Raw genomic sequence first — 13,712 nt, forward strand, 5'->3', positions numbered from 1 at the left:
TGCGACCACGGCTTTCGTGGCATCATGCTGGCCGTGCCTGTCTCTCGGCGTACGGTGCTCGGCGCCGGCCTGACCGCCGCTCTCGCCGGCTGCGCGCCGCAGCGGACCGCCACCGTCTGGAGCGAGCCGGCGTCGGCCGCCGACCGGGCGACGGTCGCGCCGTTGACGTCCGCCGCGGTCAAGACCCCATCCGCGCAGCGGGTGCACGACACACTGGCGAAATACCTCAAACCGACCCCCGACAACCCGAAGCATCCCGGGTACGCCGGCGCCGTCGCGCTGGTCATGGTCGACGGGAAGACGACGCTGCACACGGCCGTCGGGCACGCCCTGCGCTACAAGGCCGGCCCGGTCGAGCTGGCCGCCGCCAAGCGCGTCGCGATGCGCAAGGACTCGATCTTCGACCTGGCCTCGCTCACCAAGGTCTACACCGCCCTGCTCGTGCTCCAGCTCGCCGACCAGGGCAAGGCCGATCTGGACTCGCCGCTGCAGCGCTACCTTCCGGACTTCACGGGTACGGGCAAAGACAAGATCACCATCGCCCAGCTGCTGGCGCACACCTCCGGCCTGCCCGTGGGCGCGAAGGTCACCGGGCTGCCGGACAACGCCGCCCGGTGGAAGGCCGTGATGACAACCCCGATGATCCGGGGTGCCGTCCCGGGCGACACGTTCCGCTACTCGAGCGTGGGCCTGATGGTGCTGGGCCGGCTCGTCGAGAAGCTCACCGGCAAGACCCTCGACCGGGCCGTCCGCGACAACCTCACCACCCCGCTCGGCCTCAAGGACACCGGCTTCCGGCCGCTCACCTGGGTCGCCGACCGGCAGCGCCTGGTCGCCACCGACGCGCGCTCGTCGGGCGGGCTGCTGCGGGGCACGGTCCACGACGATGTCGCCAACCACCTGGGCGGGGTCGCCGGGCACGCCGGTCTCTTCGGCACGGCCCGCGATGTCGCCGTCATCGGTCAGCTGATGCTCAACGGCGGCACGTACAGCGGCAAGCGGCTGCTCTCCGCCGAGGTGCTGCAGCGGGCGCTGACCAACGTCAACAAAGGCAAGTGGGCCATCGACGCGGAGCGGCCGACCCGTACGGCGGACCACGGTCTCGGTGTCGAGCTCAACCAGCCGTGGTTCATGGGCCGGCTCGCGTCACCGACGAGCTTCGGGCACACCGGCTTCACCGGAACCAGCCTGCTCGTGGTGCCCGCCCGCAAGATGGTGGTCGTGCTGCTGACCAACCGGGCGCACCCGAACTGGAGCTGGTCCAACCCGGACACCCACCGCGTGGCGGTGCACAACGCCATCGCGTGAGCGCTACGGCAGCAGCGTGCCGCGGACCGTGTGCCAGATGTCGTCGTTCGCCGCGATCAGCAGGCCGCGCTCGCTGTCGGTCGGCCGGTAGATCGCGCCGTCGAGGTGCAGGGCCGTGCCGCCGGCCTCGGTGAGGATGAGCGTTCCCGGGGTGTGGTCCCACGGCAGGATGCGCCAGAAGACCGCGAACTGCTGCTCGTCGGTGGCCACGGACGGGTACTCGTAGCCGGCGCAGTGGTGCCCGCCGGTCACCTTGCCGAGCTTGCCCGCGTTCTCGTCGATGCCCGCGCGCAGGTCGTCGGGGAAGTAGTTCCGCGAGATCATGCCGGTCAGGCTCGCGGCGCCCGGGTCGTCGGTGCGGGTCTTCAGGCGTACGCCGTCCCGGAACGCCCCGCTGCCGGCCTCCGCCACCGTCATCCGGTCCGCGACCACGTCGAGGATCCACGCGGCGGCCGGTTCGCCGTCGCGCAGCAGCGCCACCATCACGGCGAAGGGCGCCTTTCCCCCGGCGAAGTTGTTCGTCCCGTCGACCGGGTCGACGATCCACACCGCGCCGGCGTCGCCGACCCGCTCCAGCACCGCCGGGTCCGCGGCCACCGCCTCCTCGCCGACCACGGCCGAGCCGGGCAGCAGCGCGGTCAGGCCGGCCGTCAGCGCCCGCTCGGACTCCTGGTCGGCGACGGTGACGAGGTCACCGGGCGACTTCTCCTGCACCTCGTCGTCGGCGAGCCGCCGCCAGCGCGGCAGCACGACGGTCGCGGCCACCTCACGGACCAGGTCGGTGACCCGGTCCAGCACGTCGTCACGCACGCGGTGGCAGCTTCACGACGCTGACGAAGAACTCGTCGATCTGCCGGATCACCGCGATGAAGCGCTCGAAGTCCACCGGCTTGGTCACGTACGCGTTGGCGTGCAGCTGATAGCTGCGCAGGATGTCCTCGTCGGCCTGCGAGGTGGTGAGCACGACGACGGGGATGCGGCCCAGGTCCTCGTCCTTCTTGATCTCGGCGAGCACCTCCCGGCCGTCGCGGCGCGGCAGGTTGAGGTCGAGCAGGATGAGGTCGGGGCGTACGGCGTCCGCGTACTGGCCCTCGCGCCGCAGGTAGGACAGCGCCTCGGCGCCGTCGGAGACGACCGTGAGCCGGTTGCGGACCTTGTGCTCCTCGAACGCCTCCTGCGTCATGAGCACGTCGCCCGGGTCGTCCTCGACGAGCAGCACCTCGATCGGGGTCCCGTCCTGGCGAATCGCTCCGGTCATGTGGCGACCTCTTTCACTTTCTCCTGAACGGGTACGCCCGCGAGCAGCGGCAGCGTGAACCAGATCGACGTGCCTTCCTCGACGTCGAGGTCGAGCCAGATCCGCCCGCCATGGTATTCGACGATCTTCTTCACGATGGCCAGCCCGATGCCGGTGCCCTCGTACGCGTCCCGCGCGTGCAGCCGCTGGAAGATGACGAAGACCTTGTCGGCGAACTCGGCCTCGATGCCGATGCCGTTGTCCCGGACGTTGATCTTCCACTCCTCGCCGTCCTGCCCGCCGGTGACCCGGATGACCGGCGGCACACCCGGGCGGCGGAACTTCAGCGAGTTGCCGATGAGGTTGACGAACAGCGTGGTGAGCAGCGGCTCCTCGCCCTCCACCGTGGGCAGGTCGGACCAGGTGATCTCGGCGTCCTCGCCGGCGCGTGGCTCGAGCTGCGACTTCACCTCGGTCATCACCCGGTTGAGGTCGATGTCGGTGAAGCCCGAGGTGAGCCGGCCGATCCGGGAGAACGCGAGCAGGTCGTTGATCAGCCGCTGCATGCGCTGCGCGCCGTCGACCGCGAACCCGATGTACTGGTCGGCCCGCTCGTCGAGCTTGCCCTCGTAGCGGCGCTGGAGAAGCTGGCAGAAGCTGGCGACCTTGCGCAGCGGCTCCTGCAGATCGTGCGAGGCCACGTACGCGAACTGCTCGAGGTCGCGGTTGGACCGGGTCAGCTCGTCCGCCTGCTGCTTGAGCTGGTCGTTGACCCATTCGATCTGCCGGCGGGCCTCGCGTACCTCGGAGAGCTCCGCGGCGATCTGCCGCCGCATGCCGTCGACGTCGCCGGCGAGCTCGCGCAGCTCGGGCGAGCCGGTGCTCTCGATGTGCCGGTCGTAGTCGCCGTCGGCGACCTCGCGGACCTGCCGCGCGAGGTCGGTGACCGGACGGCTGATCAGCCGGTCGAGCAGCAGCAGCAACGCCACACCGGCGATGACGATGATCGCCGCCGCGGCGATCTGGATGGCGACCATGCGCTTGCTGGCCTGCTTGGCGTCGGCCGCCGACCGGTTCCGCAGCTCGCCGATGTCGTTCTGCATCTTGGTGACCGCCGCGCGCAGGGCGTCGAACTGGGCGGTGGTGCCGGCCTCGATCAGCGCCTGCCCGGCCTCGGGCCCCCGGGTGCGCACGGCGTCGAGGATCGGATCGGCCACGGCGGTGTGCCAGGCGTCCGAGCGCAGTCGCACCTCGGCGACGTCCGCGCGGATCCGGTCCTCCAGCGGGCCCTTGCGCAGCAGACCGGTGATCAGATCGATCTCGGCCCGTTCGGACGCGAGCCCCTCGGTGTACGGCCGGAGGTTGTCCTCGCGGCCGGCGATCGCGAACCCGCGGATGCCGGTCTCCTGGTCGACCAGGGCCGTGTTCAACCGTTCCCCGGCCGCCCGCATGGGGCTGGCGCGGTTGACCACGTCGTCGAGCCGGCTGTTGCTGTTGGCGGCCGTGAACGCCGCGATGACGCCGAGGGCGGCGAGCACCAGGCCCACGGTCACGCACAGCGCCAGCACCCGGCGGCGCAGGGTCCAGCTGTCCACGTTCAGCAGGCTCATCGACCGCCGCCGCGGGAGATCAGCAGCATCGCCACGTCGTCGGCGAGCGGGCCGCCGTTGGCCTGCTCGGCGCGCCCGACCAGCCACGCCGGCAGCGCGGCCAGCGGCACGTCGCGGGCGACCGGTTCGGCGAGCAGGCCGCAGAGCCCTTCGACGTCGAGACGCTCGTTGCCGACGCCGGTGTGGCCCTCGATCAGACCGTCGGTGTACATCAACAGGGACCAGTCATCGCCGGTGAACTCCACGTCGGTCGCGGGGGTGGGAGTGGGGCGCACGCCGAGCACGATGCCGGTCCGCGCGGTCACCGGCCCGGCCTTGCCGCCGGAGAGCAGGACGGGCGGCGGGTGGCCGGCCAGGCGTACGGTGGCGCGGTTGCCGACCAGATCGATGGAGACCATCGCCACCGTGGCGAAGACCTCCCGCGCCCGCCGCTCGGTCATCAGCACCTGTTCGAGTGACGCCAGCACCTGCTCCTCGGGCACCCCCGCGAGCACCAGCGCCCGCCACGCCACCCGGAGCTCGACGCCCAGAGCCGCCTCGTCGACGCCGTGGCCGCAGACGTCCCCGACGATCACGTGCAGCTTCTCCGAGCCTGCCTGCACGACGTCGAAGAAGTCGCCGCCGAGCAGGCCCATCGCGCGCCCGGAGCGGTAGAACGTGTGGACCGCCACCTCGGTGGTCTGCATGAGCGGCTGGGGCAGCAGGCCGCGTTCGAGGCGGGCGGATTCCGCCTGGCGCAGCTCGACCTCGCGCAGCCGCTGCGCGTTCTCGTCGGCCCGCTTGCGCTCGACGGCGTAGCGCAGCGCGCGAACCAGCAGGACGCCGTCGACCTGACCCTTGACCAGGTAGTCCTGCGCGCCCTCGGCGACCGCCTGGACGCCGAGGTGCTCGTCGGAGCGGCCGGTCAGCACGCACACCGCGGCGCTGCCGGCGACGGCGAGCAGCTTGCGCAGCCCGTCGATGCCCTCCGCGTCGGGCAGGCCGAGGTCGAGCAGCACGCACTGGATGCCGCGCAGCATCGGCCGCGCCTCCCGCAGGCTGGTCGCGACCTGCACGTCGAACGAGGCGCCGGCCTCGGCGAGCAGCTCCTGGACGAGGAAGGCGTCGCCCTCGTCGTCCTCGACGAGCAGCACGCGCAGACGCTCGGGCGCCTTCATCCGCGGGGGCGGCGGGGCGAGTTCGGTCACGGTGTCACCCCGCCCGGCGTCGGGCCGTGAGCGGCACGCGGAACCGCGGCTTCGGCTCGGCTGGCACGGTTGATGGCTCGACTCCTTCGGCGGGCATGACCCGCTGATCGTCCACCACGGGTCCGGGAGGCACAACACCGCCCACCCCCGAGCATCGTCCCGGCGGACGCGTGGGTGACCGTGTTCACGCGGGCGGGCCGTACGAGGGGTCCTCGGCCACCCGCCGCGCGTGGCGTGCGATGACCTCGCCGAGGATGCCGTGCAGCCGCCCGCAGTCCCGGCAGTGCAGGTTCTCGTCGAGGCTGCGACTGCCGCACCCGATGCACAGGCCCCGGTCGTCGGGATCGCGGTACGCCTCCAGCGCCCGGCACAGCGCCCGCACGACGTGATCGCCGAGCTGGAACGTCACGTCGCCGAGGGCCGTACGAAGCCCGAGCACGGCCACCGCTCCCGCCTCGGGCGCCGGGTCGTACGGAGCCACCCGCCCGACGAAGTCGGCGAGGACGGCGGCGGGGTCGATCGGGGCTGTCACGCCGACAAAGTTATGCCACCGGGCCGTAAGATCGCCCGGCTAGGGTCACGAGGTCCGCGAGGCGCGTGGGGGATTCTGTGGGGGTTCCGGGCACCGAGGCCGCGGACCGGGCGCTGACCCGGCCCGCCCGGCGCGGCTGGGCGGCCCTCGTCGCGATCCTCATCCTCGCCGGGGCCGGGGCGTTGTCGGTGCCGGCGGTGCAGCCGCCGGACGCCCGTCCCGCCGACGCCCCCGCCGCTCAGTTCAGCGCGGGGCGTGCGTACGAGCACGTCAAGGCGATCGCGGCCACGCAGCACGTGACCGGCAGCGCGGCCAACGACGCGCCCCGCGAGCACGTGCTGAGCGCCCTGCGGGGCCTCGGCCTGACCCCCGAGGTGCAGGACACCGTCTCGGTGCAGGGCAGTGACCTGTCGTCGAGCGCCGGCGGCATCGGTCTGGCCCGGGTCCGCAACGTGGTCGCGCTGTGGCCGGGCACCGCCTCCACCGGCCGCATCTTCCTCGTGGCGCACTACGACTCGGTGCAGACCGGTCCCGGCGGCAACGACGACGCGGCGGGCACGTCGGCGATCCTGGAGACGGCCCGGGCCCTGACCAGCGGTCCGCGCCTGCGCAACGACGTGGTCCTCGTGCTGACCGACGCCGAGGAGGCGTGCCTGTGCGGCGCGAAGGCGTTCGTGGACCAGCACCCGCTGGCGCGCGACGGCGGCGTGGTGCTCAACCTCGAGGCGCGGGGCAGCAGCGGCCCGGCGATCATGTTCGAGACGGCCGCCCGCAACGCGGGGCTGGTGGACGTCTTCGGCCACGCGGCGCACCCGGTGGGTACGTCGTTCGCGGTCGAGGTCTACCGGCTGCTGCCCAACGACACCGACTTCACGGCTTTCCGGGAGAAGGGCTTCACCGGGCTGAACTCGGCGTACATCGACGGGGCGGCGGTCTATCACACGCCGCTGGACACGCCGGCGGTGATGAACCGGGACAGCCTGCAGCATCTCGGCGACAACGTCCTGTCCCTGACGCGGGAGCTGGGCGATCGGGACCTGCCCGCGCTGCGGTCCGGCGGCGACGCCACATACTTCCCGGTGCCGGGCGGGCTGCTGCACTACCCCGGCTCGTGGACGTGGCCGCTGGCCCTCCTGGCGCTGGCGGCGGTGCTCGCGCTCGCCGTCCTGGCCCGCCGGCGCGGGCTCGCCACCGCGCCGCGGCAGATCGCCGCGTTCGGGCTCACCCTCGTGCCGGTCCTGGCCGCCCCGGTGCTCGCCCAGCTGCTCTGGGCGCTGATGAAGATCATCCGTCCGGGGTACGCCGAAATGCCGATCGACCCGTACCGCCCGTGGGGCTATCGGCTGGCCGTGGTGGCGCTGACCGCGGCCGTGGTGTTCGCCTGGTACGCCCTCCTGCGCCGCCGCATCGGACCCGCCGCGCTGGCCGTCGCGGGCCTGCTGTGGCTGGCGCTGCTCGGCGTCGTCCTCGCCGCGCTGGCCCCGGGCGGCTCCTATCTCACCGCATTGCCGGCCCTCGCCGGTGCGCTCGCGGGCATCCTGGCCGTCGTGCTGCGCCGCGGCTTCCCGGCCGCTCTGGTGCTGTCGCTGGGCGCCTGCGCCGGGGTCGTCATCCTGCTGCCGACGCTCGTCATGTTCTTCCCGGCGCTGGGCATGAACCTGGCCGGCTCGGGGGCCTTCATCGTCGCGCTGCTCGCCCTCGCGCTGCTGCCGATCGTGGACCTGCTGCACCCCGAGGCCGGCGGCCAGCGCGGGACGGGCGCGCTCCGGGCCCGGCGGCGCGGCGCCCTGCCCACGCTGGTGGCGATCGTCGCGATGATCGTGGCCGCGGCGGTGGGCCTGTCGGTGGACCGGCTCGACACTGCCCACCCGGCACCCACCCACCTGATGTACGCGCTCGACGCCGACACCGGCCAGGCCCGCTGGCTGAGCGCGTCCGCCACGCCGACCGACTGGACGGCGCAGTACGTCGGCGACAAGCCCGCCACGGTGACCGACTCCCTGCCGGCGTTCGGCCCGGAGGAGCTGCTCTCCGGCCCCGCCCAGCCGGCCGGCCTGCCGGCGCCCGTGGTGACCAAGACCTCGGACACGACCGGGGCCGGCGTCCGCACTATCGCCTTACGCCTGACCCCGCAGCGCCCGGCGCGGCTGGTGACCCTGCACGTGGCCGCCGACGCCCAGGTCACGTCCGCGACGGTCGGCGGCCGGCAGGTGCCGGTGGACCGTACGGCGGGCGGGGCGTGGGGCTTCGGGTTCGTCTTCCACGGCCCGCCTCCGGCCGGCGTGGACGTCGTACTGACCGTGCGCGCCGGCACCCCGCTGCGGGTACGCGCGATGGACGCGAGCGACGGCCTCTCGGCGCTGCCCGGTTTCCGGGAGCGTCCGGCGGACGTCGGCGTCGTCGGCTCACACAGCTCCGAGATGCTGGCGGTCGCGCAGACCTACACGTTCTGAGCGGCGTCGCTACCGGCCCCGGCCGCGGCGGCCGGTGGGCGCGTCGAAGCGGAAGTGCACGAACAGCCGCCCCCAGTTGTCGCCGTCCTTCTCGACGCGATGGTAGAGCTGCTTGATCTCCTTCTGGTCGAGGAAGCGCAGCACCTTCTTCTTGAGCGCGCCGCTGCCCTTGCCCGGGATGATCTCGACCAGCGTGGCCTTCTTCTGGATCGCCTCGTCGATGATGCCGCGCAGCGCCTTGTCGATCTCGGTGCCCTTGTTGAAGATGTCGTGGAGATCCAGCTTGAGCTTCACGAAGGCAGCCTACTCAGCGCCGAACGCGGTCCGGCCGCCGTTCTTGCCGACCCACGCCTCGACCCGGCGCAGCGCGTCCTCGTAGTCCTCGTGCCGCTTCATCGCCGCCGCCAGCCGCAGGTGGGGCAGCGCCTCACTGAAACGGCCGGCCCGCTCCAGGGTCCGGCCGAGCACGTGGTGCGCATAGTGGTCCGATGGGTCACGCTCGATCAGCGTCCTGAGCTGGGCCTCCGCGCCGGCGAGCTGGGCCGAGTTGAAGTACGCCCGGGCGAGCAGCTGGCGGACGGCGGTGTTGTGCGGTTCGGCCTCCACGATCGGCTCGAGCATCCGGGCCGCCCCGCGGGGGTCGCCGGACTCGAAGACGAAGGTGGCCCTGCGGTACTCCTCCAGAAGATCCATGAACCCGCTCCCCCACGCTCGCGCCGCCCACTGAAATCAACGCTGGCACAACTCGAGTCGAACGGCGAGTGTTCCGCGGCTCCACTTTCCCGACAATTCCTCCCATTCGGTGAGCCTCGGCGCAGCACAATGCCGGAGTGGGGGACTTCCCGGCCCATCTCGTCCAGGCGCCCGTACGCCCGCGGCCGGCACGCGCCAAAGCGGCCGTCATCGGGCTCGTCACGCTGACCATGTGCCTGTTCCTGGCGGGCGCGACGCCACGGCCGCCGCTCACCTCAGCGGCGTTCGCGATCCCCGGCATGCAGGCGCTCGGCGCCCCGCCGGCCGGTCCGTCCTGGGCGCCGGCGCCCCGCGCCGACCGTGGGCTGTCGAGCGTCGCGACCGCCCGGGGCCAGACGTTCGCGCTGCACACCGCGGCGGGCGACATGACGTTCCTGCCGGGGGTCAACCTCGGCAGCACCACTCCGGGCCACCAGCCGGGCGAGCTGTCCGTCACGGCCGGGCAGTACCGCACCTGGTTCGCCGCGATGGGCTGGCTGGGCATCCGGGTGCTGCGGATCTACACCATCCACCCGCCCGCCTTCTACCGGGAGCTCGCCCGCTACAACCGCGCCAACCCGGGCCACCCGCTCTACCTCATGCAGGGCGTCTACCCACCGGACGAGTCCTACGCCGAGAAGGGCGACCTCTACGACAGGGGCGTCACGACGGCGTTCCGCGACGAGATCCGGGACGCGAGCGCGGCCGTACGGGGCCGGCTCAGCCGCGAGCCCCGCCCGGGCCGGGCCGCGGGCGCCTGGGACACCGACGTGACGCCGTGGCTGGCCGGGTGGATCGTCGGGCTGGAACTCGACCCGTCCGGCGGCCACCTCTCCGACCTGCACAACCGGGACGCGCCCGCGATCCGCGGCCGGTACTTCCGCAGCACCGCCCGGGCCACGCCCAGCGAACGGTGGCTGGCGGCACGCATGAACGAGCTGGCGGCGTACGAGGCGGCGCAAGGGCTGAGCCAGCCGATCGCGTTCGTGAACTGGCCGACGACCGACCCGTTGCGGCACCCCGAGGAGCCCCTCGGCACCGAGGACCTGCTCCAGCTCGACGCCAACCACGTGCTGCCCACGGCGCAGTGGCCGGCCGGGACGTTCGCCAGCTATCACGCGTACCCGTACTATCCGGATTTCCAGCGGCACGAGCCGGCGCTGCAGCGCTATCGCTACGACGGCCGGGTGGACCCGTACGCGGGCTACCTCGCGGCCCTGCGCCGCCACCACCGCGACATGCCCACGCTGATCACCGAGTTCGGCGTCCCGTCGTCGATCGGGTCCGCGCACAACGGCCCGCTCGGACGCTCCCAGGGTGACCACAGCGAACGCGAGGCGATGCGGATCGACGCGGAGCTGCTGCGGTTGATCAAGGATCAAGGGCTGTCCGGCGGCTTCCTGTTCGGCTGGGCCGACGAGTGGTTCAAGTTCACCTGGAACACCGTCCAGCACCAGGTCGCGGAGCGCCGCCAGCTGTGGCACGACCCGTTGACCAACGAGCAGCACTTCGGCCTGATCGCGATGGACGCGGCCGGCTCGCCCGACGCCCCGGCCGAGTACCTGCTCGACGACGAGTCGGCGTGGCCGGCCCGGCGGGTCACCGCGCGGGTGGACGAGTCGTTCGTCCAGCTGCGGATCGGGCTCGGGACGCCGGCGCCGAACGCGCTCACGCTCGGCTTCGACGTCCTCCCCGGGCTGACCGGCCCACCCGCGCCCGGCACCGGGAGCCGCGAGGCCGACGCCGCGTTCGTGCTGGACCCGGTGGCCCGCATGGGGCAGGCGTACCTGCGGAGCGCGCTCGACCCGATGCCGCTGGACTACGACGTGCCGCTCGCCCGGCGCGGGCCGGCGCCGGACGGCTGGCGGCGCTTCGAGCTGATCGTGAACCGGGACCTGCGGGTCCCGACGACCGGCGAGCGGTTGCCGGCCGAGCTGCAGAACGCCGGGGAGCTGCGGTACGGCACCCCGGCCGACGACAACCGCAACCTCTGGTACCGCGACGGCGACGACCTCGTGGTCCGCGTGCCCTGGGCGATGCTCGCGTACGCCGACCCGTCCAAGCACCTCGTCGGCGTGCCGAAGAAGGCGCTGACGACCCGGGTCAGCCCGGGCATCGGGGTGAGCGTGTCGGCGTCCGGCACCGACCAGGCCGTCGGGCACGTGACGTGGACGAACTGGAACCGGGTCTACTACACCGAGCGGCTCAAGGCCGGCGCCGCGCAGTTCCGCGACGCCGCGTTCGAGGTCACGGCTTCCTGACCAGCAGGGCCACCAGCCCGCCGCCGAGCAGCATCGTGCCGATGGAGAGCAGCGCGACCGGGCTCAGCCCGGTGACCGGCAGGCCGCCGCCCTCGCCCGGCTGCAGCTCGCGCGGCGGCGCCGACGGGTACGCCGACCCGGACGGCTCCGGGGCGACATCGGACGGCGCAGCGGTGACGTAGTCGCTGATCGTCAGGCCGTCCCGGGTCCGTACCACCACCGCCACGTCGTACGACCGGCCGTTGTGCAGCCCGAGCACCTCGCACCCGGACGCCGTGGCCTGCGTCAGCACGCAGCCGGAGGCGTAGTCCGCGGTCGCCGCCCAGAAGAACTCGAACGGCCCGGAGCCCAGGTCGGCCGGGGGGCGCCAGGAGATCCGCAGGCCGCCGTCGAGCGCGCGCACCTGCACGCCGGTGGCCGCGCCGGGCGGCCGCGGCAGACCGCCGACGCGCGCGGGTACGCCGTCCGCGCCCCAGCACGACACGTAACCCTCGAGGTCGACGCCGCACGCCTGGCCGGCGCCCACGTCCAGGTCCCGCATCCGGCCGCCGACCTCGCTGCGTCGCCCGTCCGCTGCCCAGCAGGACGTGCGCCCCTCGCGGTCGATGCCACAGACCCGGTCCCTCCCGGCGCTGACGCGGTCGAGCGCCGCCCCTCCGGTGTCGAGCCGTCCGCCCTGGCAGGACGCAAGCCCGTCGGTGTCGAGAAAGCACTCGTGTCTGCCGCCGACCGTGACCTGACGCGCCCCCCGGACCCGGGGGACGCGCGCCGGCCTCTCACCCGAGGCCCAGCAGTACGCCTCTCCACCGGCGGTCGCGGCGCACGTGGTGTCCCCGCCCGCGGCGATGTCGACGATCGGGGCGTCGATGCCGGCCACCCGTACGGGCGTCGCCGACCCGTCGCCCCAGCACCACGCGGTTCCCTCGTCGTCGACCGCGCAGGTGTGCCGCGCTCCCGTGGCGACCTGGACGAGAAGGTGGCCGTCCAGCCCGCCGACCTCGGCCGGCTCGTCCCGGTCCCGGCCCGCGCCGTCGCCCAGCTGCCCGGCGGAGTCGTCCCCCCAGCAGTACGCGTTCCCGTCAGCGCCGACCGCGCAGGTGTGCGCCTGCCCCGCGTCGATCTGCACCGCGGCCCGGAAGGCGAACACCGCCTGCCCGTTCTCGTGCGGACGGGTCCCGTCGCCGAGCTGCCCCGACGAGTCGTCGCCCCAGCAGTGGACGTCACCGAGGCTGGTGATCATGCAAGCGTGCGACCCACCGGCGGCGACGACACCCTCGCTCACGCCGGCGGCCCGCAGATCCTCGGCGCTCACCCCGGCCGGGTACGGCGCGTCCGCGGCGGCCGGCGCCGCCGTGAGGGCGACCATGGCGAGCGCGGCGAGCGCCGTTCCGATCCGGTGTCGCACCCGTGTGTCTCCGCTCGCCGCCCGATACAACGCGGGCAATTATGCGGAGTATCAAGGCTTTAGTCCGATTCCGACACGCCTCCGGCGGCTCGCCGTCGCGCCCGGGCCCCGGAACCGTCCACAGGTGCTACACAGGAAGCGGAAAGGCGCCGCAAAGCGTCGCCCGCGACAGTGGGGACATGACGATGGCGAACGCAGAACCCGGCACCGAGCTCCGGCGGCCGGACGGCGGCCCGGTCCGGGTCCTCGTGGTCGACGACGAGCCCACTCTGGCGGAGCTGCTCTCCATGGCGCTGCGCTACGAGGGCTGGGACGTGCGCAGCGCGGGCGACGGGCTCACCGCCGTACGCACCGCCCGCGACTTCCGCCCGGACGCCGTCGTGCTCGACATGATGCTCCCCGACATCGACGGCCTCGAGGTGCTGCGCCGGCTGCGCGGCGAGACGCCCGAGGTCCCGGTCCTGTTCCTCACCGCCAAGGACTCGGTCGAGGACCGCGTCACCGGCCTGACGGCGGGTGGCGACGACTACGTGACCAAGCCGTTCAGCCTGGAGGAGGTCGTGGCCCGGCTGCGCGGGCTGATGCGCCGGATGGGGCACTCGCCGATGCGGACGGACTCCCAGCTCGTCGTCGGCGACCTCACCCTCGACGAGGACAGCCACGAGGTGCGCCGCGGCGGAGACCTGGTCACGCTGACCGCCACGGAGTTCGAGCTGCTGCGCTACCTCATGCGCAACCCCCGCCGGGTGCTCAGCAAGAGCCAGATCCTCGACCGCGTGTGGAACTACGACTTCGGCGGCCAGGCCAACGTCGTCGAGCTCTACATCTCGTACCTGCGCAAGAAGATCGACGCCGGCCGGGCCCCGATGATCCACACCATGCGCGGCGCGGGCTACGTGCTGAAGCCGGCGGACTGACGTGCCCGCTGCCGCCACCACCCACCCGGCCCGCTGGCGCTCCCCGGCGGGCTGGTCGCTGCGGACCCGG

The 13,712-nt window shown here is 73.0% G+C and carries 12 protein-coding genes; 4 read left to right on the forward strand and 8 right to left on the reverse strand.

Annotation, left to right across the window (positions count from 1 at the left end):
• Positions 1-24 precede the first annotated feature (24 nt).
• Positions 25-1,308: a serine hydrolase domain-containing protein gene (locus tag AB0K03_RS22305; RefSeq protein WP_364687724.1), complete on the forward strand. Its 1,284-nt coding sequence runs from the start codon at positions 25-27 to the stop codon at positions 1,306-1,308.
• A 3-nt stretch (positions 1,309-1,311) separates the two neighbouring features.
• Here AB0K03_RS22305 and AB0K03_RS22310 read toward each other — a convergent pair whose 3' ends face one another.
• The 5 genes from AB0K03_RS22310 to AB0K03_RS22330 all read right to left on the reverse strand — a co-directional run bounded on the left by AB0K03_RS22310 (position 1,312) and on the right by AB0K03_RS22330 (position 5,874).
• Positions 1,312-2,118: an inositol monophosphatase family protein gene (locus AB0K03_RS22310; protein ID WP_364687726.1), complete on the reverse strand. Its 807-nt coding sequence runs from the start codon at positions 2,116-2,118 to the stop codon at positions 1,312-1,314.
• Positions 2,111-2,566 (reverse strand): response regulator, encoded by a 456-nt coding sequence (locus AB0K03_RS22315; protein WP_364687728.1) that lies wholly within the window; start codon positions 2,564-2,566, stop codon positions 2,111-2,113. The genes AB0K03_RS22310 and AB0K03_RS22315 overlap by 8 nt, the downstream gene beginning before the upstream one ends.
• A complete protein-coding gene (locus AB0K03_RS22320) occupies positions 2,563-4,155 on the reverse strand; it encodes an ATP-binding protein (protein WP_364687730.1) in 1,593 nt (530 codons plus the stop codon). The genes AB0K03_RS22315 and AB0K03_RS22320 overlap by 4 nt, the downstream gene beginning before the upstream one ends.
• A complete protein-coding gene (locus tag AB0K03_RS22325) occupies positions 4,152-5,312 on the reverse strand; it encodes a fused response regulator/phosphatase (protein WP_364687810.1) in 1,161 nt (386 codons plus the stop codon). The genes AB0K03_RS22320 and AB0K03_RS22325 overlap by 4 nt, the downstream gene beginning before the upstream one ends.
• 214 nt (positions 5,313-5,526) lie before the next feature.
• Positions 5,527-5,874: a hypothetical protein gene (locus AB0K03_RS22330; RefSeq protein ID WP_364687732.1), complete on the reverse strand. Its 348-nt coding sequence runs from the start codon at positions 5,872-5,874 to the stop codon at positions 5,527-5,529.
• Positions 5,875-5,951: 77 nt separating this feature from the next.
• On the opposite strand from AB0K03_RS22330, the gene AB0K03_RS22335 reads away from it, so the two are divergent.
• Positions 5,952-8,327 (forward strand): M28 family peptidase, encoded by a 2,376-nt coding sequence (locus AB0K03_RS22335; RefSeq protein WP_364687812.1) that lies wholly within the window; start codon positions 5,952-5,954, stop codon positions 8,325-8,327.
• A gap of 9 nt (positions 8,328-8,336) precedes the next feature.
• On the opposite strand, the gene AB0K03_RS22340 is transcribed toward AB0K03_RS22335, so the two are convergent.
• Both AB0K03_RS22340 and AB0K03_RS22345 read right to left on the reverse strand, forming a co-directional pair.
• Positions 8,337-8,621, reverse strand: coding sequence for a Smr/MutS family protein (locus AB0K03_RS22340; RefSeq protein ID WP_364687734.1), 285 nt, complete (start codon positions 8,619-8,621; stop codon positions 8,337-8,339).
• Positions 8,622-8,630: 9 nt separating this feature from the next.
• Positions 8,631-9,020, reverse strand: coding sequence for a tetratricopeptide repeat protein (locus tag AB0K03_RS22345; protein WP_364687736.1), 390 nt, complete (start codon positions 9,018-9,020; stop codon positions 8,631-8,633).
• 137 nt (positions 9,021-9,157) lie between these two features.
• Here AB0K03_RS22345 and AB0K03_RS22350 point away from each other — a divergent pair, with 137 nt between their 5' ends.
• Positions 9,158-11,320 (forward strand): hypothetical protein, encoded by a 2,163-nt coding sequence (locus tag AB0K03_RS22350; RefSeq protein WP_364687738.1) that lies wholly within the window; start codon positions 9,158-9,160, stop codon positions 11,318-11,320.
• On the opposite strand, the gene AB0K03_RS22355 is transcribed toward AB0K03_RS22350, so the two are convergent.
• On the reverse strand, positions 11,307-12,725 hold the full coding sequence (locus AB0K03_RS22355; RefSeq protein ID WP_364687740.1) for a hypothetical protein: 1,419 nt from the start codon (positions 12,723-12,725) through the stop codon (positions 11,307-11,309). The genes AB0K03_RS22350 and AB0K03_RS22355 overlap by 14 nt on opposite strands.
• 179 nt (positions 12,726-12,904) lie before the next feature.
• Here AB0K03_RS22355 and AB0K03_RS22360 point away from each other — a divergent pair, with 179 nt between their 5' ends.
• A complete protein-coding gene (locus AB0K03_RS22360; protein ID WP_364687742.1) occupies positions 12,905-13,642 on the forward strand; it encodes a response regulator transcription factor in 738 nt (245 codons plus the stop codon).
• Positions 13,643-13,712 lie beyond the last annotated feature (70 nt).

The organism is Actinoplanes sp. NPDC049316, assembly GCF_040677315.1.
GTDB lineage: Bacteria > Actinomycetota > Actinomycetes > Mycobacteriales > Micromonosporaceae > Actinoplanes.

Excerpts from the sequence above, each read along its gene's own strand:
- AB0K03_RS22305 (WP_364687724.1), top strand. The coding sequence starts at position 25 with ATGCTGGCCGTGCCTGTCTCTCGGCGTACGGTGCTCGGCGCCGGCCTG.
- AB0K03_RS22315 (WP_364687728.1), bottom strand. The coding sequence starts at position 2,566 with ATGACCGGAGCGATTCGCCAGGACGGGACCCCGATCGAGGTGCTGCTC.
- AB0K03_RS22320 (WP_364687730.1), bottom strand. The coding sequence starts at position 4,155 with ATGAGCCTGCTGAACGTGGACAGCTGGACCCTGCGCCGCCGGGTGCTG.
- AB0K03_RS22325 (WP_364687810.1), bottom strand. The coding sequence starts at position 5,312 with ATGAAGGCGCCCGAGCGTCTGCGCGTGCTGCTCGTCGAGGACGACGAG.
- AB0K03_RS22345 (WP_364687736.1), bottom strand. The coding sequence starts at position 9,020 with ATGGATCTTCTGGAGGAGTACCGCAGGGCCACCTTCGTCTTCGAGTCC.
- AB0K03_RS22360 (WP_364687742.1), top strand. The coding sequence starts at position 12,905 with ATGACGATGGCGAACGCAGAACCCGGCACCGAGCTCCGGCGGCCGGAC.